This window comes from Streptomyces sp. NPDC047869, assembly GCF_040704065.1.
Lineage (GTDB): Bacteria > Actinomycetota > Actinomycetes > Streptomycetales > Streptomycetaceae > Streptomyces.
Window position 1 is genome coordinate 66,325 of record NZ_JBEYRK010000010.1, and the last position, 20,572, is coordinate 86,896.

The following is a 20,572-nucleotide window of genomic DNA, read 5'->3' on the forward strand; positions in this document are numbered from 1 at the left end:
GGCATGAGCAGACAGGCCCCGACCCTGGAGGACGTCGCCCGGGAGGCCGGTGTGTCCCGGGCGACCGTCTCCCGGGTCGTCAACGGCGTGCGCAACGTGGACCCGGCGATCCAGGAGGTGGTCCGCCGGGCCATCCACCGGACCGGGTACGCGCCCAACCGGGCCGCCCGCTCCCTCGTCACCCGGCGGGCCGAGACCGTCGCCCTGGTCGTGTCCGGTGCCGGGGAGACCTCCGACGAGGCCCAGGCGGCCTTCGCCGCCCGGGTGTTCGCCGACCCCTTCTTCGGGCGGGTGGTCGCCGGGATCGTGGGTCATCTGCGGCCGCGCTCGGTCCACCCCGTGCTGATGTTCGCCGAGTCCCCTGTGGCCCGCCAGGAGGTGCTGACCTATCTGCGGCAGGGCCGGGCCGACGGCGCGCTGGTCGTCTCCAGCCACGCCGACGACCCGCTGCCCGCCCTGCTGGCCGAGGCCCGGCTGCCCGCGGTGCTCTTCGCCCGTCCCTCCCGCCCGGTCCCGCTCAGCTATGTCGACCTGGCCCACCGGGACGGCGGCCGGCTCGCCGCCGAACACCTGCTCGTCCGCGGCCGGCGCAGACTGGCCACGATCTGCGGCCCGTTGGCGGTCGCCGCGAGCCAGGAGCGGCTGGCCGGCTTCCGCGACACCCTCGCCCGCCACGGCCACCCCTACGTGCCCGTCGCCGAGGGTGGTTTCACCCTGGACAGCGGTGTCGCCGCCATGACCGACCTGCTGGCCGAACACCCGGAGCTGGACGGGGTGTTCGCGGCGAACGACCTGATGGCCCAGGGAGCCTGCCAGGTGCTGCGCGAACGCGGCCGCCGGGTGCCCGAGGACGTCGCGGTGGTCGGCTTCGACGACTCCACCGTCGCCGCCACCTGCCGGCCCCCGCTCACCACCGTCCGCCAGCCCGTGGAGGACATGGCGGCCGACATGGCCCGGCTGCTCGACGAGCACATCCACGGCACCCGCACCGCCCCCACCTCGGTCGTGTTCGACCCGGAGCTGGTGGTCCGGGACTCGGCCTAGGGGACGCCCCCGGTCGGCCCCGGCCGGCCGGCCGCCCGGGGCCGGAACCGCGCCGGGTCCCCGGACGGGCGATCACCGGTACGCGGCGGCCGGGCGCCCGGTGCCTAAGGTGGAGTGTGATCAGTAGCGCAACAGAGGACCGCGGGCAGGACCGGCGGGCGGACCGACGGCGGCCGGGATACCTGGCCGCGGCGGCCGTCTTCGCCGTCGGCATGCTCGGCACCACCCTGCCCACACCGCTGTACGGGCTGTACCGGCAGCAGCTCGGCTTCTCCGAACTCATCGTGACGGTGGTGTTCGCCGCCTACGCGGTCGGTGTCATCACCGCCCTGCTGATCGCCGGTGGCTTCTCCGACGTGCTGGGGCGGCGGCCGGTGCTGCTGGCGGCGCTGGGGCTGTCGGCGCTCAGCGCGGTGTGCTTCCTGGCCGAGGGCGGACTGCCGCTGCTGTACACGGGCCGGGTGCTGTCGGGCTTGTCGGCCGGGCTGCTGAGCGGCACGGGCACCGCGGCCGTCCTCGAACTGGCCCCGCCGGGCAGGCATGCCCGGGCCGGGTTCGCGGCGACCGCGGCCAACATGGGCGGGCTGGGGCTCGGCCCGCTGCTGTCCGGCATCCTCGCCCAGTACGCGCCGCAGCCGCTGAAGCTGCCGTTCGCCGTCCATCTCGCGCTGCTCGCGGCGGCGGCCGTGGTCGTCCGCCTGCTTCCCGAGACCGTCCGCCGCTCCCATCCGAGAGGGTCGCTGCGGCCCCAGGGGATGACGGTGCCGCCGGAGGTGCGCGGGGTGTTCGCGCCCTGTGCCCTCGCCGCCTTCGCCGGCTTCTCCATGCTCGGGCTGTTCACGGCGGTCGCCCCGGCCTTCCTCGACCAGACCCTGAAGGAGCACAACCTGGCGGTCGCCGGCGCCGTCGTCTTCTGCGTGTTCTGCGCCTCCACCTGCGGACAGCTCCTCATGGGCCGGATCGGAGCGCGCCGGGCCCTGCCCTGGGGATGCGCGGTGCTCGTCGCCGGACTCCTCCTCATCGCGCTGTCGCTGCTGCTGACGTCCTTCCCGGTGCTGCTCGCCGGCGCGCTGACCGGCGGCGCCGGCCAGGGAATGGCGTTCCGTGCCGGCCTGAGCGAGGTCAGCTCCGCGGCGCCCGAGGCCCATCGGGGCGCCACCATCTCGGCGTTCTTCGTCGTCGCCTACGTGGGCATCTCGCTGCCGGTCGTCGGCGTGGGAGCCCTGACGTCGGCGCTGGGGCTGCGCGGCGCCGGGCTGGTGTTCGCGGGGTGCGCGGTCCTGCTCGTCGCGGCCGTGGGCCTGCGGGTGAGCCGCACCCTGTCCCGGGCCTCCGACCGCTGACCGAGGCGCCGCGCGCCTCCGGTGAACGTCCGGCCGGCCGCCGGCGTCGAAGGAGAGACAGCCGGCCGAGCCGAGAGGCGCCCCATGACACGCGTACGTTCCGTATCCCGCTCCCCGCTGCCGCACCTCGCGGTGATCGCGGGTCTGGTCTGCGCGGCCGCCGCCTGCCAGGGACCGGCCGTGTCCACCCAGCCGGCGCGGAGCGCCGGCACCGCCTGGCGGGAGCCGTCCGCCTACACGTACACCCTGCGCTCGACCGGCGGGGAGCGGGCACTGATCGGCTCGTTCCGGGTGAGTGTGCGGGCGGGGAAGGTGGTGCGCGCGGCCGGTCTGGACGCGGAGAGCCGGGCCGTGGTCCGGCGCTCGCCCACGATCGTGCCCACCATCGGGACGCTGGTGCGGGAACTGGAGCGGGCGCGGCGCGAGGGCGCGGACCGGGCCGACGCGCAGTACGCCTCCGCCGGGTACCCCCGCCGCATCACCGTGGACTGGTCGGCGACCGCGGTCGACGACGAAGTCCGTTACGAGATAAGCGACTACACGCCCGGGGGGAGCCGGCCCGGCGCCGGTCGGGCACCGGGCGCGGGGCAGACGCGTGCGGGGGAGCCCGTCACGCGCGCGGGGTCAGGACTTCCTGGAGGAGCGCGCCGTAGCGCGTGATGAGTTCCTCGCGGTCGGTGCCGAGCAGGCCCTCGTCCCGGGCCACCCACAGGCCGTAGAGCAGGCCGCCGGACATCGACGCGGCGAGCCGGGCGCGCAGGTCGGCGTCGGGTCCGCGCAGCCGGTCGCGCAGTGGTGCGATGAGCACCTTCTCGTGGGTCTCGCGCAGCCGGTCGAGGATCTGCGGTTCGCCGCTGCCGTGCACCAGGGCCAGGAAGATCCCCCGTGCGGTGCCGTCGAGGTCGAGGAGGAGTTCGGCCAGCCGCTCACCCAGTCGCTCCAGCGGTACGTCGAACAGGGGCTCGTTGTCGATCGCCAGGTGCATCGTCTCCAGGAACAGCATCTCCTTGCTCTTGAAGTGACGGATCACCAGCGCCGGATCGGTCCCGGCGGCCGCGGCGATCCGGCGGACGGTGGTCCTGGCGAACCCCCGATCCCGGAACAGCCGGGCGGCGGCCTCGTGGATGGCGTCACGGGTGGTGGAACCGGAACCGGTCTGCAGCATGCGGCACAGCCTATGCGGGTGCCCGCCCGGCTTCGCGGGTTCTCCTCGACCGCTCCGCGAACAGGGCGTGAACCGGCCGCTGACCGACGGGAAGATCGGGATACGTGAGCGTTTCAAGAAGTTCGGTCAACATTGTTGACGCGCCGCCGGGCCGCCAGCACATTACCTAGCAGTAGAACCGTCCGGTAATCCCGTGCCGGTCCTTCACGGCCGTCGGCGTGCGCCTTCCCGCCCACGCTCCGCCGGCCGTGACTCCCCCTGCTCGAGCCGCCCCGTTCTCGCGCACCAGGTCCGCGTGCACCGCCGTGCCCGCGTGCTCCCCACGCGCCCCACCGAGAAGAGAGAGCAGATACCCATGCCCGCATTCCGTCGTGTCATGACCGCGACAGCAGCCGCCGCCGGTGCGCTGGCGCTCGGCCTCACCGGTACCACCGCCCAGGCCGCCACGCCGCTGAACTACGCGGCCCTCGGCGACAGTTACAGCGCCGCCTCGGGCGTCCTCCCCGTCGACCTCTCCAGCCCGCTCTGCCTGCGCTCCACGGCCAACTACCCGCACGTCCTCGCGTCCCGTACCGGCGCCCGCCTGGCTGACGTCACCTGCGGCGCCGCCCAGACCAAGGACTTCACCGCGTCCCAGTACCCCGGCGTCGCGCCGCAGGTCAACGCGGTCACGGCGGACACCGACCTGGTGACCCTGACGATCGGCGGCAACGACAACGGCACCTTCATCAACGCCATCCTGTCCTGCGGCACCGCAGGCGTCCTCAGCGGCGGCAAGGGCAGCCCCTGCAAGGACAGGTACGGGACCTCCTTCGACGACGCCATCGACGCGAACACCTACCCCGCCCTGAAGAAGGCCCTCGGAAGCGTCCGGGCCAAGGCGCCGGGGGCCCGCGTGGCGGTGCTCGGCTACCCGTGGATCACGCCCGCCACCGCCGACCCGTCCTGCTTCGCCAGGCTGCCGATCGCCTCCGGCGACGTCCCCTACCTGCACGCCATGCAGGGACACCTCAACGCCGTCGTCCGGCGCGCCGCCGAGGAGACCGGGGCGACGTACGTGGACTTCGCGCAGGCGTCCGTCGGCCACGACGCCTGCCAGGCCGCCGGCACCCGCTGGATCGAACCGCTGCTGTTCGGGCAGAACATCGTCCCCGTGCACCCCAACGCCCTGGGAGAACAGCGCATGGCCGAGCGCACCATGACCGTCCTCGGACTCGGCTGACCGACCGCCGGCCGGCCCGGCTTGCCTTCGAGCGGACTCCAGCGTCCACACTGAGCGCGACGGAGATCCGCACCAGGGACGAGGACGGGCGCAGCCGATGGACACGACGAGCAGGGCAGGGCACCCGCTGCCGTACGACACCTACCGTGAAGCGGTCGCACGCGAGACGCTCCGCTTCACCGAGGTGGCCGCCGGCGCCGACCCCACGAGCGCGGTGCCCTCGTGCCCCGAGTGGACCCTGGCCGACCTCACCCGGCACGTGGGTGCGCTGCAGCGCTGGTTCTGCACGCTGCTGACCCGGCTGGTGCAGGAGCCGCCCCGCTCCCGCGACGTGGAGCTGGGGCTGCCGGACAGCGCCGCCGCGTACCCCGGCTGGGTGGCGGCCGGGGTGCCCGCGGTGGCGGCCGTGCTGCGGGACACCGACCCCGGGGCGCCGATGTGGGCCTGGGGCGAGGACCAGCACGCGCGGTTCTGGGTCCGCCGCATGCTCTTCGAGACACTCGTGCACCGGGTGGACGCGGAACGCGCCGCCGGCCTGGAGCCGGAGATCGACAGCGCGCTGGCGGCGGACGGGGTGGACGAGTTCCTCGTCAACCTGCCCCACGCGGGCCTCTTCGCCCCCGGCGTGCGTGAGCTGCGCGGCAACGGCGAGACCATCGCGTTCCGATGCGCGGACACCGGAGAGGAGTGGAGGGTGCGGCTGGACCCGGACGGATTCTGTTCGCTGCCGCCCGCGCAGGACGGCGGCGCGCTCCCCGGACCGTGCACCGCGGCGGTACGCGGGCCGGCGGCGGACCTGCTTCTCCTGCTCTACGGCCGCAGGACCCACCAGGACCCCGTCTTCGACGTGTCGGGTGAGGCGGCGGCCCTCGACCACTGGTTCGCCCACACGGCCTTCTGACCACGGGCGCCGGTTCCTACGTCTCGCCGGTGAGCAGACAGGCGGCCAGTGCCGCGGTGTCGTCCTGCAGCCGGTTGTCGCCGTGGGCCAGCAGGTCGTGGTGGAGCCGGTCCAGCAGTTCCCGGGGCGGCAGCGGACCCCACTGGCGCAGGCGCTCCGTCAGCGGGTAGAAGCAGCCGTCCGCGTCCCGTGTCTCGGTGACACCGTCCGTGTACAGCAGGAGCTGGTCCCCGGGCCGGAACGGATAGGCGTCCACGTGATATACGTCCCCGACCAGTACGCCGAGGTTCAGCGGCGGCGCCGACCGCCCCCGGTCCAGCTCGCGCACCTCCCCGGGAAGGATGAGGAGCGGGGGCGGGTGGCCGCAGTTGACGACGCGGACGACCCGGCCCTCGCCGGGGATCTCGGCGAACACGGCCGTGACGAACCGCTCGCCCGCCTCGTTCCCGCCGAGCTGCGCCGCCCTGCGGCTCATGCTCGTCTCCACCCGGTCGGCGAGCGCGGCCAGATCGGGCTCGTCGTGCGCGGCCTCACGGAACGCGCCGAGCAGGGCGGCCGCGGTCTCCACCGCGAGCAGCCCCTTGCCGCGGACGTCGCCGATGAGCAGCCGGACGCCGAACCGGGTGGGCACGGCCTCGTACAGGTCGCCGCCGATGCGGGCCTCCGCCGCCGCCGAGAGGTACAGGCTCTCCAGACGGAGGTTGCCGATCCGGTGCGGCACCGGCCGGAGCAGGACCCGCTGCGCGATGTCGGCCACGAAGCGCACGTCCGCCAGGGTGCGCTCGCGGCGGATGCGGTGCGCGGCCAGGATCGTGCCGAGGGCGCCGACCAGGGCGGTGCACACGTACGCGGCCACGTAGTGGCGCTCCCACAGGTAGCCCACCTGCCGGCCGGCGCAGCACGGGGTGCCGGCCAGCACCCCTTCGAGGAACACCGCGAACGCGGCGGCGGCGACCACGACGACGGGCCGGTGGGCGAACGCGGTCACCAGCGGCAGCGCGATCAGCACGAAACTCACCGGCCACTGCACGGGGGTGACGGGTTCGAGCAGCAGCACGGCCGCCACGAACATGACCGGCAGCCAGCGCATCCAGGCCGGGGCCGCCGGTAATCCGATCCGCGAGACCGTGCCGTCCACCGGCCCGTGACCGGTACGTCCGTGCTTCACCCCTCGCACTCGCCACTCCCGTCGCACGATCCCGACGGTACCCAGCCTGGTGCGCCGGGCCCCGGCGCACCGGTGATTGCTCCACCCAGCGGCATGTTCCACCGCCGCCGGCGGCCGCGGCGGCCTCGCGCCCGGAGACACGAACTGGTAACAGCGCACAACTGGAGGAGAGTTGACGGGGTCTGCACCGGCATGAAGATCTCTTTCCTGCTCCACAACGCCTACGGCATCGGAGGGACGATCACCACGACGTTCAATCTGGCCCAGGCACTGGCCGAGCGGCACGACGTGGAGATCGTCTCCGTGTTACGGCACCGCGAGCGCCCCCGGATCACCCCCGACCCGCGGGTGAGTCTGCGGCCGCTGGTCGACCTGCGGCAGGAGAAGGACCACGCGTCGCACCGGACACCGGCGAAGGTGTTCCCCTCCGCCGAGTACCGCTACCGGCAGTACAGCCGGCTGACCGACGAGCGGATCGCCGCGTGCCTCGCGGCCACCGACGCCGACGTGGTCATCGGCACCCGGCCGGGACTCAATGTGCACCTCGCGCTCCAGGCCCCCGAGCGGGTACTGCGCGTCGGCCAGGAGCACCTCACGCTGGACAACCACCCGGCGCCGCTGCGTACCGCGCTGCGCCGGGCCTACCGGCGTCTCGACGTCCTCACCACGGTCACGGAGGCGGACGCCCGCGACTACCGGCGCAGGATGCACCTGCCCGGCGTCCGCGTCGAGGCCCTGCCGAACAGCGTCCCCGATCCGGTGCTGCCGCCCGCCGACGGCCACGCGAAGATGATCGTGGCGGCCGGCCGGCTCGTCCCGGTGAAACGCTACGACCTGCTCATCCAGGCGTTCGCCCGGGTCGCCTGCGAATACCCCGACTGGCAGTTGCGCATCTACGGAGCGGGCGAGCAGCGGGACGCGCTGCGGGCCCGCATCGAGCGGCTCGGGCTGAGCAACAACGCCTTCCTGATGGGCCCGGCCTCGCCCATGGAGGCGGAGTGGGTGAAGGCGTCCATCGGCGTGTCCACCTCTTCCTTCGAACCGTTCGGCATGACCATCGTCGAGGCCATGCGCTGCGGTCTGCCGGTCGTGAGCACCGACTGCCCCTACGGTCCCGCCGAGATCATCGAGGACGGGGTCGACGGCCGGCTGGTGCCGGTCGGGGACCGGGACCGGCTGGGATCGGCGCTGCTGGAGCTGGTCCGTGACGACGAGCGCCGCCGGGCCATGGGACGGGCGGCCGCCGAGAACGCCCGCCGCTTCGCTCCCCGGAGCGTGATGGCACAGGTGGAGCGCCTGCTGGAGGAGGCCATCGCGGTCCGGTCCGCGGGGCGGAGCGCCATGGGGACGCCACGAGATGTGCGGCAGAACCTGGTGAGCCACGGGTTCGCGGCCCGCGACATCGCGCACACCGCCACCGGGCGGGTGCTGAGGACTCTGCGCAGGGGGCAGCGGTGACCACGGAAAGCGGCGCCGGAGCGCGCGTGTACTGCGTCGTGGACGCCGAGGGCCGCATCACCCTCGAACTGCCCACGCCCGTGGTGGCCACCCGGCCGCACCTGCTGCTGCGGCTGCGGCCCAAGAAGGGCGACCCCGTCACCGCCCGCCGAATCGTTCCTCTGGAAGCGGTGGGGGACGGGCCGGCGCGTGCCGTCCTGGAACCGCTGCCCGCCCTCGAAGAGGGCCGCTGGGACGTGTTCCTGCTGAACGGACCCGACGACACGGCGCCCGTGCGGCTCCGGCCCGGTCTGCGCGACCTGCGGGCCCTCGTCGACGGACATCTCAGGGACCGGCCGTCCCCGGTGGCGGTGCGGATCCCGTACGTGACCAAGGAGGGCTATCTCGCTGTACGGGCCTGGCTGCGCACGGCCCACGCGGAGGCCGGCCGGATCGACACCGGCGACCGGTCCACGACGGTCACCGCCCGGCTGCACGGCGCCACGTTCGAGGACGGCGCCCTCGTCCGCCTGCGGATGCGGGGCGACGACTCCGCCGAGCTCGAACTGCGGCCGGTGACCGACGGCGACCACCGAGGATTCCGGTTCACCGTCGACCACGAGCACCTGGCCGCCGGCACCGCCGCCGAGGGCGGCATCTGGGACGTCTTCGTCCACCCCGCCGCGGACGCGTCCCCGATCCGGGTCGCCAGGCTCCTGGACGACGTGGCGGACCGCAAGACGTCGTTCGTCCACCCGGCCGCGCGCGCGGCCGGCGCCGTGCTGCGGCCCTATTACACGCTCGACAACGACCTCTCCATCCGGGTGGCAGCGGGCTGACCGTCCGGCGTCCGGCAGGGACACGGGCCGGGGCTCGCGCGGCGCGCCCCGGCCCGGTGTCTTGCCCCCGCCGGGCGCCCGGCGCACGCTGTTGCTATGCGCGCGCACGGCAGCCCCACGCTGATCACGTCCGTCCAGCGCGCCTTCCGGCTGATGGAGGCGGTCAGCGCGCACGAGAACGGCGCGCCCGCCAAGCAGTTGGCCCGGGAGACCGAGCTTCCGCTCGCCACCGCTTACCACCTGCTGCGGACGCTGGTGCACGACGGGTATCTGCGCAAGCTCGACGACGGCGGCTTCGTCCTGGGCGACAGGCTCCAGACGCTGCACGCCACCAGCCGCGCGCAGGTCCTGCTCAACCGGGTCCGGCCGACCCTCGCCGCGCTGCGCGACGAGCTCGCCGGCGCCGCCTACCTGACCTTCTACGAGGACGGCGAGATCAGGGTCGCCGAGATCGTCGACGGCCCCCGCGCGCCCCGGGCCGATCTGTGGGTGGGCTTCGAGGACGCGGGACACGCCACCGCCCTTGGCAAGTCCGTACTGCGCGAACTGGACGACGGCTCCCGCCGCGACTACCTCTCCCGGCACCACCTCGCCGACCTCACCCCACGGACCGTCACCAGCCTGACCGAACTGCTCAGACGGCTCGACTCCGCCCCGCTGGCCCCGGCCGTCACGGACGTCGAGGAGTACTCGCTCGGCACCGTGTGCGTCGCCGTGCCCGTGTACAGCGGGGACACCCTGGGCGCCCTCGGTGTCTCCGTGCCGGCGGAGCGGCTCTCCCGGCTGCCGGAGATCGGGGCCCGGCTGATGCCGGCCGCCAGCCGCGTGACCAGAAGCCTCTCGCTCACTATCTGAAAACCCGCGCCTTGAAGCCGTCCCGCCGAGCCCTTTTCCTTGAATGCGGGAACAGGCAAGGGGCACGGCAGGGGAGCACCCCGGACAGGTGAGGGACAGCGCGACAGGTGAGCGACACCGGAGAGAACTCGAGCCGGCGCCGGGACCACGGTGGCGAGCACTGGACGGCACGACTGCTCAGGGCGGCGGGCCCCGGCGCGTCGGTGCCACGGCGCGCCGCCGCACAGGCCGCCGCCGCGCTTCCGGTGGTGATCGTCATGGTCGTGGTGCTCGTCGACCTGCTGACCGGGGCGGGCCTGCCCTGGCTGCCCATGCTGGCGGCGGGGCCCGCGCTCGCGGCCACCACCAACGGACCGCGCGGTGTCCTGTGCGTCGGTCTGCTGGCCGCGGCGCTGTGCGCGGCCCTCAGCACGGTCTTCACCGTGCCGGGGCGCGAGCCGGCGGCAGTGCTGTGCTCCGTGCTCGCGGTCACCGCGGCGAGCACCCTGGCCAGCGAGCTGCGCGGCCGGCGGGAGCGGGTGCTCGCGGCGGTCCGCTCGGTCGCCGAGGCCGCCCAGCACGCCCTGCTCAAGCCGGTCCCGGAGACCGTGGGCCGGTTCCAGGTGGCGGTCCGCTACAGCGCCGCCGCGGCGGAGGCCCGTATCGGCGGGGACCTCTACGCGCTGGTGCCCACCCCGCACGGGGTCCGGCTGATCGTCGGCGACGTGCGCGGCAAGGGGCTGCCGGCGGTGAGCACCGCCGCGCTCGTCCTCGGTGTCTTCCGTGAGGCCGCCTACGACGAGCCCGACCTGCTGGCCGTCGTCGGCAGGATCGAGCGGAGCCTGGCCCGCAACCTCGGGCCGGACGACTTCGTCACCGCCGTGGTCGTGGGCTGCCCGCGGCCGGGGGAGCTGGAAGTGGTCAACTGCGGGCACGCGCCTCCGCTGCTGATATCCGCGGCAGGGGAAGTGGAGCCGGTGGAGCCCGTTCGGCCCGCCCCGCCCCTCGGGCTGCGCGCGCTGTCCGGTGAACACCCGGAGCTGTACCTGCTGCCCTTCTCGGATGGCGACCAGCTGCTGCTCTACACCGACGGGGTCACCGAGGCCCGCGATCAGGCGCGTGAGTTCTACCCGCTGGCCGAAGGCGTGGCGCGCCACGTGTCCGACGATCCGGCCCGCACCCTCTCCGCGGTCCACGCCGATCTCCTGGCCCACGTGGGCGGACGGCTGCACGACGACGCGGCGCTGCTGCTCCTGCGTCAGTCCGTCGAGGAGCCGGCCGGGGGCGAGCCGGAGGAGGCGGGCCGTGCGCCCGACGCGGAGCGCGAAGCCATGCCGGTGCGCTCCGGCGCGCGGCCGGTGGCCGTCACCTGCCGTGGCGGCAGCCGCTGAGAGGGGTGGTCATGCCGTGGCAGCGGCCGACGGCGGCCGCTGGAAGCGTGGTCAGGCCGCCACGAGGTCGGCCCAGCGCGTGCACCCGCCGGGATGGAGGTGGATGCCGTGCCGGTCGGCCAGAGCGTGCACGATGTCCTCGCCCCGCCCGTGTTCGTCCGGGTCGGTCCACGTGGGCGACTGCCCCGCCGGCCGGGCCGGCCCCGCGTCGGTGACCTCCACCCGCAGTACCCCGGGCCCGTCGCACGAGAGCCGCAGCACCGCCGGCGGCAGGGCGTGCACGATCGCGTTGGTCAGCAGCTCCGACACCACCAGCAGGGCGTCCTCGACGACCGCCGGGGACACCTCCCAGTCCGCGAGGATCGCGGCCACCCGCCGGCGTACGACCGAGACGGCCCCGGCGAAGGGCGGCAACACGAAGACCTGTTCGCGGGTCTGCCGCGCCAGCGTATTGAGCTGTACCGCCATGTTGGTCTCCTGGGGGTGAAGCGCTGCGGGCCAGGCGCCCGGCCCCGCCATGTGCAGGGCTATGTAGGCACGCTATGGAGGGTCGGCGGGCCGGTCAATGAACAGAGGTCGGCATTGTCGAACGCTCCCGTCCGAGCGGGGTTACCGTACGGTCCCCACGCACGCGAAGCGAATCTCCCGCGACGGTAATAGGCTCGCTTCATGGCCGGTCCGGTCCAGTCGATCGAACGGGCGGCGGCGATTCTGCGCCTGCTCGCCGGCGGGCCCCGACGACTCGGGCTCGGCGAGGTGGCCGCCTCGCTCGGGCTGGCGAAGGGAACCGCCCACGGCATCCTGCGCACCCTGCAGCACGTGGACTTCGTCGAACAGGACGCGGCGACCGGCAAGTACCAGCTCGGGGCCGCCCTGCTGCACCTCGGCACCAGCTATCTCGACGTCAACGAACTGCGGTCGCGCTCCATCAACTGGGCCGACGCGCTGGCCGCCCGCAGCGGGGAGGCGGTGCGCCTGGGCACACCGCTGGAGGGCAAGGTCCTGGTCGTCCACCATGTGTTCCGGCCCGACGACTCCCTCCAGACCCTGGACGTGGGCTCGCTGCTGCCGCTGCACGCTTCGTCCCTGGGCAAGGTCCTGCTGGCCTTCGGCACGGCGCCCTTCGAGCAGGCACTGGAATCCGGTCTGGAGACGTACACCCGGCACACCCTGGTCAGCCCCGACCGGCTCAGTCGCGCGCTGGCCGAGGTGCGCGACCACGGATGGGCCGCCGAGATCCAGGAGATGAGCATGGGCGAGGCCGGCATCTCCGTGCCGATCCGGGGACACGGCGGTCTCGTGGTCGGCGCCATCGGGCTGTCCGGGCCGGTCGAGAGGATCTGCGACAACCATGACCAACCACGGCCGAACCTGATCACCCTGATCCGGGAGGCAGCACGGGCCATCTCCCGAGACCTGGGCGCGGCCCGCTGGTAGGCCCCTCCCGCCCCCGACGCGACGCATCGGAAGGTGAACCCGATCATGGTTGACCGGTATGTGATGTCCATCGATCAGGGCACCAATTCCACCCGCTGCATCCTGTTCGACCACGGGGGACGTCTGGTGGCCGTGGCACAGCGGGAGCACGAGCAGCACTTCCCGAAGCCAGGATGGGTGGAGCACGACGCCGTCGAGATATGGCAGAACCTGCGGCGCGTCGTGCCCGAGGCCCTGACCGGCGCCGGAATCGATCCGGCCCAGATAGCCGCCATGGGCATGGCCAACCAGCGGGAGACGACCGTGCTCTGGGACCGGCGCACCGGTGCCCCGGTGGACCGGGCGATCGTCTGGCAGGACACCCGAACCGAGCCGCTCGTCGAGGCCCTCGGACGTGACCCCGGCAGGGAGTTCTTCCTGGACCGGTGCGGCCTGCCGCCCTCCACCTACTTCTCGGCCCTGCGCCTGCGCTGGCTCTTCGACCACGTCAAGGGACTGGAGCAGCGCGCCAGGGACGGCGAGGTGCTGTTCGGCACGATGGAGAGCTGGCTGATCTGGAACCTCACCGGGGGCACCGACGGCGGACTGCACATCACCGACGCCACCAACGCCAGCCGCACCATGCTCATGAACATCCGCACCCTCACCTGGGACGAGGAACTCCTGGCGTTCTTCGGAGTGCCCTGTGCGATGCTGCCGGAGATCAGGTCCTCCGCCGCGCCGTACGCCGAGTCCCGCGCCCTGCTGCCCGGGGTGTGGATCACGGCCGCCCTCGGCGACCAGCAGGCCGCCCTGTTCGGCCAGACCTGCTTCTCCCCGGGCGAGGCCAAGTGCACCTACGGGACGGGCAGCTTCCTGCTGCTCAACACCGGCACCGAGCTCGTACGGTCCCGGCACGGCCTCCTCACCACCGTCGCCTACCAGATCGGCGACCGGCCGCCGGTCTACGCCCTGGAGGGTTCGATCGCCGTCACCGGCTCCCTGGTCCAGTGGTTCCGCGACCGGCTGCGGCTGATCAACAGCGCGCCGGAGATCGAGACCCTGGCGCGGACGGTGGAGGACAACGGGGGCTGCTACATCGTTCCCGCCTTCTCGGGCCTGTTCGCACCCCGCTGGCGCAGCGACGCGCGCGGGGTCATCGTCGGCCTCACCTCCTACATCACCAGCGGCCATCTGGCCCGGGCCGTCCTGGAGGCCACCGGCTGGCAGACCCGGGAGGTCGTCGACGCCATGAACGCCGACTCCTCGGTGCCGCTGCGGGAACTGAAGGTGGACGGCGGCATGACCGCCAACAACCTGCTGATGCAGTTCGTCGCCGACGTGCTCGACGTCCCGGTGGTCCGGCCCATGGTCGCCGAGACGGTCTCCCTCGGCGCCGCCTACGCCGCCGGACTCGCCGCCGGCTACTGGCCGGACCTGGAGGTCCTGCGCCGCAACTGGCACCGGGCCGCCCAGTGGCTGCCCGACATGGATCCCGCCCTGCGCGACGCCGAGTACGAGGACTGGCAGCGGGCCGTCGAACGCTCCCTGGGCTGGGTCAAGCCACCCCGCCCCTCATGAACCCGGGCCACTGCGGTCCCCGCGCCCCGCCGCGCGGTCCCGGTTCAGCGGCTCGCGCGCTGCGCCGTCACGATCGTGTCCAACGCCCGCTCCGCCCCCGCCAGCCGCTGCACCCGCTCCGCGAACCCCGGGAACTGCGACGCGACCTTCGTGAGGAGACGCAGTTCGAGCGGTGCCACGTTGATCTCCGCGACATCGCGTTCGATCGCCCGGACCACGCCCCGGACGACCTGCCCCGGCGCCACCGTGCGGACACCGCCCGGCGTGGGCGAGCCCGTGGCGGCGAACATCCCCAGCTCACGGACGAAACCGGGCTGCACGATCGAGACGCCCACGCCCGTGCCGTGCAGGTCCTGGCGCAGGGCGAGGGAGAAGCCGCGCAGCCCGAACTTCGTGGCGTTGTACAGCGACGACGACCTGGTCGCCGCCACCCCCGACAGCGAGCCGACGAAGCAGATGTGGCCGCGCCCGCCGGCCACCATGGCGGGGGCGAGCAGCCGGGCGAGCATCGCGGGCGCGCGCAGGTTCACCGCGAGCGCCCGGTCGATCTGGTCCGGCGTGTAGTCGAGCAGGTCGCCGCTGGAGGGCAGCGCCGCGTTGGCGAGCAGGATGTCCGTCCCGGCGGCCTCCCCGGCGAGGCGCGCCACGTCGTCGGCGTCGCCGAGGTCGGCCAGGATCATGCGCGCGCCGTACCGCTCCGCCAGGGGTTCCAGCGCCTCGCGCCGCCGGCCGGTGAGGACGAGCCGCGCGCCGCGCGCGGACAGCTCCGCGGCGAGCGAGCCGCCGATCCCGCCCGTGACCCCGGTCAGCAGAACAGTTGCCCCAGCAATGCGCACGGCCATCCTCCAGTGTCTTGTTCGTTCGAACGAACAATAGGCAGGAGTCGAGGTCGTGTCCACCGGTGGAACAATGCGGGGCATGCCGAACGACGCTCCCTCAGCCTCCGCCCCGACGCGCCAGCGCATCATCACCGCCGTCCTGCGGATCATCGGCGAGGACGGCGTCGCGGCCGTGACCAACCGGCGGATCGCCAAGGAGGCGGGAGTCTCGCTCGGCTCGGTCACGTACCACTTCGAGACCCAGCACGATCTGCTGCGGGAGAGCCTGCTGTACTTCGTCCGCGAGGAGGCGCGGCACTTCACCGAGCTGGCCGACCAGTGCCAGACGGACGGCCTCGACATCGCGGACGCGGCCTCCCTCGCCGGCCAGGTGGCCTGCGGCGCGGCGCTCGACAGCGCCCATCTCGCACCGTTCGAGCTGTACCTGCACGCCGGGCGCGACGAACGGCTCCGGGAGTCGGCGGCGGAGGCGTTCCGCGCCTACGACCGGCTCGCCACCCAGATCCTCACCGCGCTGGGCGTCCCGGACGCCGACCGCCTGGCGGCCACCACCGTCGCCCTGGTGATGGGCCTCCAACTGCGCCGCCTGGCCACCGGCGGCCCCGCGGACGACCTCGCCGACGCCCTGCTCCTCCTCGTACGCGGGGCTGTCGGACCGTCGGCCGAACGCGACCGCACGGCCTGACGGACCGCCACGTTCCGTTCGTGAGCGGCGAGTTGAGGGACGTCCGGAATCCAGCCCCATCGTGCCGCCGTCATTGACGCCGCGCGTCCGCGTTGGTTGAGTGGCTCATCCACTGAGCCACTGGGAGGACGCGTGGAGGCACTGCCCCGGGAGACCATCGTCGACGTGCTGGAGGGCCGGCTGCGGGAGGACATCCTCACCGGGCGCCATCCGGCGGGCAGTTACCTGCCGCCCGAACGCACCCTCGCCGACGGCTACGGCGTCACCCGCACCACCCTCAAGCACGCCTTTGGACGCCTGACCCAGGCCGGACTGCTGGAGACCCGGCACGGCGTCGGCACCCGGGTGCGGGACTACCTGCGCCTCGGCGGCGCCGACCTGCTGCCGATGCTCGTCCGGCACAGCCCCGACTGGATCCGCGAGGTCTTCGAAGTGCGGCGCGGCATCGGGGCGTTGATCGCCGAGCGGGCCGCCGCCCGGTCCGTCGGCCGGCAGCGGGCCGAGCTGCGCGACCTGCTCGCGGCGGTGGGGGAGGCGGCGGACACCGACGCCGTACAGCTCGCGGACATCGAGGTCCACCGGGCCCTCGCCCGCGCCACCGGCAACCGCGTCTACGTCCTGCTGACCAACACCCTCTTCAACGCCTACCTGCCGGTCCGCGCCGCGCTCAGCGGCCCGTTCACCGACGCCCGGGTGGCCCGCGAGCGCCTGGCTCCGGTGGTCGAGGCGGTCGTGGCCGGTGACCGGGCCGGTGCCCGCGGTGCGGCCGAGCGGTATCTGACGGCGACCGAACGGATCATGCTGGAGGGCCTCGCATGAGCAAGGGCAACCGCGGCCGCTCCGGCGTGCCCGCCCGCGGCACCGCCTTCGCCGAGACGATGCTCGGCACCGTGCGGCTCGACGGCGAGGACCGCACCCGCCGGGTCCGCCTCGACCTGGCAGTCCGCGCCGACCGCCTGCCGCGACCCCTCGGTACGACCGAGGCCCGCGCCACCGGACGGATACGGGTGGCCGGCTGGGCCGACGATCCGGGCGCCAAGGGCGAGCTGGATATCTCGCCGGTCGCCCGCCGCCGCATCCACTACCGCCTCGCGTTCAGCGCCGGCGGCCGCCGACTCACCCTCGACGGCTGGAAGTCGGTCACCGCGCTGAGGCCCGTGGCCTCGATGACCGTACTGCCGTACACCCTCCTCGAAGACGGAAGGCCGATCGGCACCGGCACGCTCCGCTTCCCGCTCGGCACCGGGCTCCTGCCGTTCCTGGCGAGTTTCCGCTTTCCCCGGCCCGAGGACCCCGGTGCCTTCCTCGCGCCCCGCTGGCGCGGCGAGCCCGGCCGTACCGAGGTCTGGTACACCACCCTCACCGACCCGGACAGTGGCAGCGGACTGTGGCTGCACCACGAACTGACCGCGCCCGCCGACGGATCCCGGCCGTACGCGCACGGCTGGGCCGCGGTGTTTCCCAAGGACGGCCCCGTGCGGCACGCCCGCTTCGGCCCCGCGGAGTGGACACCGGGAACGTCCGGCTTCCACGCCGCCGGGGTCACGGCCGCACCGGGGCGCCTGACCGGTACCGCCGAGGACGGAGCCCTGCGCTGGGACCTCACCGAACGCCCCACGGACGAGCCGCTGTTCACCTTTCCGCGCTGGTCCTGGCGCCGGCCCCTGCTGCCGGCCGCGCAGATGCTCCCCGCCGCCCGCGCCGCCTACGACGGCACCTTCACCCACGACGGCACGACACTCGGCCTCACCGCTGCCCCCGGCGCCTCCGCCCGGATCTACGGTCACGGCAACGCCCGCCGCTGGGCCTGGCTGCACGCCGACCTCGGGGACGGGGACGTCCTGGAGATCGTCGCCGCCGTCTCCACACGCCCGGGCCTGCGCAGGCTCGAGCCGCTGGTCTTCCTGCGGCTGCGCCGCTCCGGCCGTACCTGGCCCCGCCGCCCCGAACGGCCGGCCGTCGGCTGGGCCGGAGCCGGCCGGTTCCGGGCCGGCCTCGCCCTGCCCACCTGGACCGTCACCGGCCGCAGCGGCCCGCGCCGCATCCGGGTCGAGGTCACCCAGCCCCCTGACCGCACCCTGGCGCTCGACTACACCGACCCCGACGGCCGGCACGCGACCTGCCGCAACAGCGAACGCGCCGACGCGCACGTACTGCTGGAGCGGTGGTGGTTCGGCGGCTGGCGCACCGAGGCCGAGTGGACGCTCGACGGCACGGCCCACGCCGAGGTGGGCACCCGATGAGCCTCACCGGTGTGGTGTCCGCCCTCATCGCCGACGACGGCACCGCCGACTGGCCCCGGCGCGTCCCCGGCAGACTCCGCACGGTCCTCTCGGCGATGCCGCTGCCCGCCCGGGCCGGACTGCGGGCGGCCGCGAGCGCCGTCGACGCCTACGCCCTGGCGCGCACCGGGCGCACCCTGGACACGCTCGGCGCACCCGAGAGGCAGTCCGTCCTCGACGAACTGGGCGCCCGGCCCGCCCTCCTGCCACTCCTGGACGTCCTCAAGGTGCCCGTGCTCCTGGCGGCCGGAACCGAGCGGATGCTCCAGGCCGGCCCCGCGCCGCGCGGCCCCGCCCGCGAGGACCCGCCGCTCGACCTGACGCCCGCGGCCGACTGGCCCGCCCGGTCCCGTGCCGACGCCGTGGTCGTCGGCTCCGGCGCGGGCGGGGCGATGGCCGCACGGACCCTGGCGCGGGCCGGGCTCGACGTCGTCGTCCTGGAGGAAGGCGAACACCACTCCACCGAGTCCTTCGGCAGGAGCGCGCCCCTCGACCGCTTCACCCGGCTCTACCGGGACGGCGGAGCGACCGTCGCCGTGGGCCGCCCCCCGCTGCTGCTGCCGGTGGGCCGCGCCGTCGGCGGCACCACGGTCGTCAACTCCGGCACCTGCTACCGCACTCCGGACCGCGTCCTCGTCCACTGGAGCCAGGACCTGGGCTTCACGCTCGCCGACGGCTTCGGCAGGCACCTGGACGAAGCCGAGCGTGCCCTGAGGGTGGCCGTCCAGCCGACCGGGGTGCTCGGGAACAACGGCCGTCTCACGCTCGCCGGTGCCCGTGAACTCGGCTGGCGGGCAGCGCCGTTGCGCCGAAACGCGCCCGGCTGCCGGGGCTCCTGCCAGTGCGTGGTCGGCTGCCCGACCGGCGCCAAACAGAGCGTGCAGCTCTCCGTGCTGCCCGACGCCTGCGCCGCCGGGGCCCGGATCGTCACCGGCGCCCGCGTCGAACGCGTCCTCGTCGACCCCGACCGCCCCGGCGGACCGCGCGCGGCCGGCGTCCGCGTGCGCCGGGCGGACCGCGCGTTCGAGATCCTCGCGCCGCTGGTCGTCGTGGCGGCCGGCGCGCTCCAGTCCCCGCCGCTGCTGCGCCGCTCCGGACTCGGCCGGCACCCCCGCCTCGGCCGCAACCTCAGCGTCCACCCGGCCACGAGCCTCGCGGGACGCTTCGCCGAACCGGTCACCGCGTGGGAGGGCGTGCTGCAGAGCGTCGGCGTGGAGGAGCACCACGCCGACGGCATCCTCATCGAGGCCACCGCCACCCCGCCCGGCATGGGCTCCTTCGTCCTCCCCGGGCTGGGCGGCGGGCTGCGCCGCGAACTGGAGGGCGCCGACCGGCTCGCCACGCTCGGCGCGATGATCGCCGACCGCCCCTCCGGCCGGGTCCTCGGCCGGGACCGCACCCTGCTCCGCTACGACCTGGACCCCCGCGACGCCGGCCGGCTGACGCGGGCCGTGCGGGCCATGGGGGAGCTGCTGTTCGCGGCGGGCGCCGAGGAGGTGCTCACCGGCATTCCGGGCACACCGCGCGTCCACGGGCTCGCCGAACTGGACGCCGTGCTGGCCCGTACGACGGCGCGGCAGCTCCACCTGTCGGCGTACCACCCCACCGGCACGGTCGCGGCGGGCGCGGATCCCCGGCTCTTCCCGGCGGACCCGCGCGGCCGGCTCCGCGGAGTGCGCGGCGTCCTGGTCGCCGACGCCTCGGTGCTGCCGACCTGTCCGCGGGTGAACCCCCAGCTGAGCGTCATGGCGGCGGCCCTGGCGGTCACGGAGGCGCACACGGACGCCTGAGGGGCGACTCGCGGGCCCGGTGGTTGCCCGGGGTACCGAGGGTCGTCAGCATGGGCGGGTGCTTCTCGTTCCCGGCTGGGTGTGGCAAGGGGGCCCGGTGCGCAGGGCGCTGGGCGCCGGACTGGCCGCGGGTGTCTTCTTCGGCCTGTTCGTCCTCGTCGAGTCCGGAGCCTGGGCCGCCGCCGCCATCGTCCTCCTGGTGCTCACCCCGCTGCACGGCGTGCGCGCCGCACGGCGGATGAGCGGGGTCTGGCCGGCCGGCGCGGACCTCGGCCCGGCGGACCGGGCGGCGGTGGTACGGGCCACCCGGCGTGGGGAGACCGTACCGGACCCTCGGCTCGCACCCGACGTCGTCCGGTACGCCGAGGCGCTGCGCGTCACAGCGGAGCGCGACCGGCTCCGCCGGTGGGTGATGGTGCTGGTGGCCATGGTGGCGCTGGCCTTCGCCGGGTACGACACCGTGGCCGGGACGGCGCGGGAGGCCCTGGTGTCGTGGCTGGTGGTCGTCCTGGTGGCGCTGGATCTGGCCTGGTGGCCCAGCAGGCGGGACCGCCTGATGGCCAGGGTGGGGCGCGCCGAGGCGGCGGCCCGCGCGCCGGAGCGGCGCGACGCGCCGGGCGGGTGAGAGACCCACG

At 74.2% G+C, this 20,572-nt stretch carries 20 protein-coding genes; 16 read left to right on the top strand and 4 right to left on the bottom strand.

All coding sequences use genetic code 11. The annotated features are described in order from the left end of the window. Positions 1–3: 3 nt before the first annotated feature. The 3 genes from AB0924_RS15405 to AB0924_RS15415 all read left to right on the top strand — a co-directional run bounded on the left by AB0924_RS15405 (position 4) and on the right by AB0924_RS15415 (position 3,047). Positions 4–1,044, top strand: a complete 1,041-nt coding sequence (locus tag AB0924_RS15405) for a LacI family DNA-binding transcriptional regulator (RefSeq protein WP_366911633.1) — start codon at positions 4–6, stop codon at positions 1,042–1,044. A 119-nt stretch (positions 1,045–1,163) separates the two neighbouring features. Next, positions 1,164–2,387: an MFS transporter gene (locus tag AB0924_RS15410; RefSeq protein WP_358934145.1), complete on the top strand. Its 1,224-nt coding sequence runs from the start codon at positions 1,164–1,166 to the stop codon at positions 2,385–2,387. A gap of 84 nt (positions 2,388–2,471) precedes the next feature. Beyond that, entirely contained in the window at positions 2,472–3,047 is a 576-nt protein-coding gene (locus AB0924_RS15415; protein ID WP_366911634.1) for a DUF6174 domain-containing protein, read from the top strand. Here AB0924_RS15415 and AB0924_RS15420 read toward each other — a convergent pair. Next, positions 2,998–3,552, bottom strand: a complete 555-nt coding sequence (locus AB0924_RS15420) for a TetR family transcriptional regulator (RefSeq protein ID WP_358934036.1) — start codon at positions 3,550–3,552, stop codon at positions 2,998–3,000. The two genes, AB0924_RS15415 and AB0924_RS15420, sit on opposite strands and share 50 nt — an antisense overlap. 349 nt (positions 3,553–3,901) lie before the next feature. On the opposite strand from AB0924_RS15420, the gene AB0924_RS15425 reads away from it, so the two are divergent. Both AB0924_RS15425 and AB0924_RS15430 read left to right on the top strand, forming a co-directional pair. After that, on the top strand, positions 3,902–4,774 hold the full coding sequence (locus AB0924_RS15425; protein ID WP_358934147.1) for an SGNH/GDSL hydrolase family protein: 873 nt from the start codon (positions 3,902–3,904) through the stop codon (positions 4,772–4,774). Between the two features lie 97 nt (positions 4,775–4,871). Further along, positions 4,872–5,675: a maleylpyruvate isomerase family mycothiol-dependent enzyme gene (locus AB0924_RS15430; protein ID WP_358934038.1), complete on the top strand. Its 804-nt coding sequence runs from the start codon at positions 4,872–4,874 to the stop codon at positions 5,673–5,675. A gap of 16 nt (positions 5,676–5,691) precedes the next feature. Here AB0924_RS15430 and AB0924_RS15435 read toward each other — a convergent pair whose 3' ends face one another. Beyond that, positions 5,692–6,843 (bottom strand): PP2C family protein-serine/threonine phosphatase, encoded by a 1,152-nt coding sequence (locus tag AB0924_RS15435; RefSeq protein WP_366911635.1) that lies wholly within the window; start codon positions 6,841–6,843, stop codon positions 5,692–5,694. A 192-nt stretch (positions 6,844–7,035) separates the two neighbouring features. Here AB0924_RS15435 and AB0924_RS15440 point away from each other — a divergent pair, with 192 nt between their 5' ends. The 4 genes from AB0924_RS15440 (at position 7,036) to AB0924_RS15455 (ending at position 11,344) form a co-directional block, all read left to right on the top strand. Then, complete coding sequence (locus AB0924_RS15440; RefSeq protein WP_358934042.1) at positions 7,036–8,301, top strand: glycosyltransferase family 4 protein; 1,266 nt, start codon at positions 7,036–7,038, stop codon at positions 8,299–8,301. Further along, positions 8,298–9,119 carry a transferase gene (locus AB0924_RS15445; RefSeq protein WP_358934044.1) on the top strand — a complete coding sequence of 274 codons (822 nt, stop codon included), beginning with the start codon at positions 8,298–8,300 and terminating at the stop codon, positions 9,117–9,119. The genes AB0924_RS15440 and AB0924_RS15445 overlap by 4 nt, the downstream gene beginning before the upstream one ends. 96 nt (positions 9,120–9,215) lie before the next feature. Continuing rightward, on the top strand, positions 9,216–9,974 hold the full coding sequence (locus AB0924_RS15450; RefSeq protein WP_366911636.1) for an IclR family transcriptional regulator C-terminal domain-containing protein: 759 nt from the start codon (positions 9,216–9,218) through the stop codon (positions 9,972–9,974). 257 nt (positions 9,975–10,231) lie between these two features. Beyond that, a complete protein-coding gene (locus AB0924_RS15455; RefSeq protein WP_366911705.1) occupies positions 10,232–11,344 on the top strand; it encodes a PP2C family protein-serine/threonine phosphatase in 1,113 nt (370 codons plus the stop codon). Positions 11,345–11,395: 51 nt separating this feature from the next. Here AB0924_RS15455 and AB0924_RS15460 read toward each other — a convergent pair whose 3' ends face one another. Then, on the bottom strand, positions 11,396–11,812 hold the full coding sequence (locus AB0924_RS15460) for an ATP-binding protein (protein WP_358934048.1): 417 nt from the start codon (positions 11,810–11,812) through the stop codon (positions 11,396–11,398). Between the two features lie 201 nt (positions 11,813–12,013). On the opposite strand from AB0924_RS15460, the gene AB0924_RS15465 reads away from it, so the two are divergent. Both AB0924_RS15465 and glpK read left to right on the top strand, forming a co-directional pair. Further along, positions 12,014–12,781 carry an IclR family transcriptional regulator gene (locus tag AB0924_RS15465; protein ID WP_366911637.1) on the top strand — a complete coding sequence of 256 codons (768 nt, stop codon included), beginning with the start codon at positions 12,014–12,016 and terminating at the stop codon, positions 12,779–12,781. Between the two features lie 45 nt (positions 12,782–12,826). Next, positions 12,827–14,341, top strand: coding sequence for a glycerol kinase GlpK (gene glpK, locus AB0924_RS15470; RefSeq protein WP_366911638.1), 1,515 nt, complete (start codon positions 12,827–12,829; stop codon positions 14,339–14,341). A gap of 44 nt (positions 14,342–14,385) precedes the next feature. On the opposite strand, the gene AB0924_RS15475 is transcribed toward glpK, so the two are convergent. Next, positions 14,386–15,177 carry an SDR family NAD(P)-dependent oxidoreductase gene (locus AB0924_RS15475; RefSeq protein WP_358934054.1) on the bottom strand — a complete coding sequence of 264 codons (792 nt, stop codon included), beginning with the start codon at positions 15,175–15,177 and terminating at the stop codon, positions 14,386–14,388. A 73-nt stretch (positions 15,178–15,250) separates the two neighbouring features. Here AB0924_RS15475 and AB0924_RS15480 point away from each other — a divergent pair, with 73 nt between their 5' ends. The 5 genes from AB0924_RS15480 to AB0924_RS15500 all read left to right on the top strand — a co-directional run bounded on the left by AB0924_RS15480 (position 15,251) and on the right by AB0924_RS15500 (position 20,562). Beyond that, on the top strand, positions 15,251–15,865 hold the full coding sequence (locus tag AB0924_RS15480) for a TetR family transcriptional regulator (protein WP_366911706.1): 615 nt from the start codon (positions 15,251–15,253) through the stop codon (positions 15,863–15,865). 132 nt (positions 15,866–15,997) lie between these two features. Further along, complete coding sequence (locus AB0924_RS15485) at positions 15,998–16,684, top strand: GntR family transcriptional regulator (RefSeq protein ID WP_366911639.1); 687 nt, start codon at positions 15,998–16,000, stop codon at positions 16,682–16,684. Continuing rightward, a complete protein-coding gene (locus AB0924_RS15490; RefSeq protein WP_366911640.1) occupies positions 16,681–18,108 on the top strand; it encodes a hypothetical protein in 1,428 nt (475 codons plus the stop codon). The genes AB0924_RS15485 and AB0924_RS15490 overlap by 4 nt, the downstream gene beginning before the upstream one ends. Continuing rightward, the gene (locus tag AB0924_RS15495; RefSeq protein WP_366911641.1) at positions 18,105–19,937 is read left to right on the top strand and encodes a GMC family oxidoreductase; all 1,833 of its coding nucleotides are present in this window, start codon (positions 18,105–18,107) and stop codon (positions 19,935–19,937) included. The genes AB0924_RS15490 and AB0924_RS15495 overlap by 4 nt, the downstream gene beginning before the upstream one ends. A 58-nt stretch (positions 19,938–19,995) precedes the next feature. Continuing rightward, positions 19,996–20,562: a hypothetical protein gene (locus AB0924_RS15500; RefSeq protein WP_366911642.1), complete on the top strand. Its 567-nt coding sequence runs from the start codon at positions 19,996–19,998 to the stop codon at positions 20,560–20,562. The last annotated feature ends 10 nt before the right edge of the window (positions 20,563–20,572 follow it).

What these genes read in the sequence shown, in the direction of transcription:
- AB0924_RS15405 (WP_366911633.1), top strand. Translation starts at nt 4, where the DNA reads ATGAGCAGACAGGCCCCGACCCTGGAGGACGTCGCCCGGGAGGCCGGT.
- AB0924_RS15415 (WP_366911634.1), top strand. Translation starts at nt 2,472, where the DNA reads ATGACACGCGTACGTTCCGTATCCCGCTCCCCGCTGCCGCACCTCGCG.
- AB0924_RS15420 (WP_358934036.1), bottom strand. Translation starts at nt 3,552, where the DNA reads ATGCTGCAGACCGGTTCCGGTTCCACCACCCGTGACGCCATCCACGAG.
- AB0924_RS15430 (WP_358934038.1), top strand. Translation starts at nt 4,872, where the DNA reads ATGGACACGACGAGCAGGGCAGGGCACCCGCTGCCGTACGACACCTAC.
- AB0924_RS15440 (WP_358934042.1), top strand. Translation starts at nt 7,036, where the DNA reads ATGAAGATCTCTTTCCTGCTCCACAACGCCTACGGCATCGGAGGGACG.
- AB0924_RS15450 (WP_366911636.1), top strand. Translation starts at nt 9,216, where the DNA reads ATGCGCGCGCACGGCAGCCCCACGCTGATCACGTCCGTCCAGCGCGCC.
- AB0924_RS15455 (WP_366911705.1), top strand. Translation starts at nt 10,232, where the DNA reads ATGGTCGTGGTGCTCGTCGACCTGCTGACCGGGGCGGGCCTGCCCTGG.
- AB0924_RS15460 (WP_358934048.1), bottom strand. Translation starts at nt 11,812, where the DNA reads ATGGCGGTACAGCTCAATACGCTGGCGCGGCAGACCCGCGAACAGGTC.
- AB0924_RS15465 (WP_366911637.1), top strand. Translation starts at nt 12,014, where the DNA reads ATGGCCGGTCCGGTCCAGTCGATCGAACGGGCGGCGGCGATTCTGCGC.
- glpK (WP_366911638.1), top strand. Translation starts at nt 12,827, where the DNA reads ATGGTTGACCGGTATGTGATGTCCATCGATCAGGGCACCAATTCCACC.
- AB0924_RS15480 (WP_366911706.1), top strand. Translation starts at nt 15,251, where the DNA reads ATGCGGGGCATGCCGAACGACGCTCCCTCAGCCTCCGCCCCGACGCGC.
- AB0924_RS15490 (WP_366911640.1), top strand. Translation starts at nt 16,681, where the DNA reads ATGAGCAAGGGCAACCGCGGCCGCTCCGGCGTGCCCGCCCGCGGCACC.
- AB0924_RS15495 (WP_366911641.1), top strand. Translation starts at nt 18,105, where the DNA reads ATGAGCCTCACCGGTGTGGTGTCCGCCCTCATCGCCGACGACGGCACC.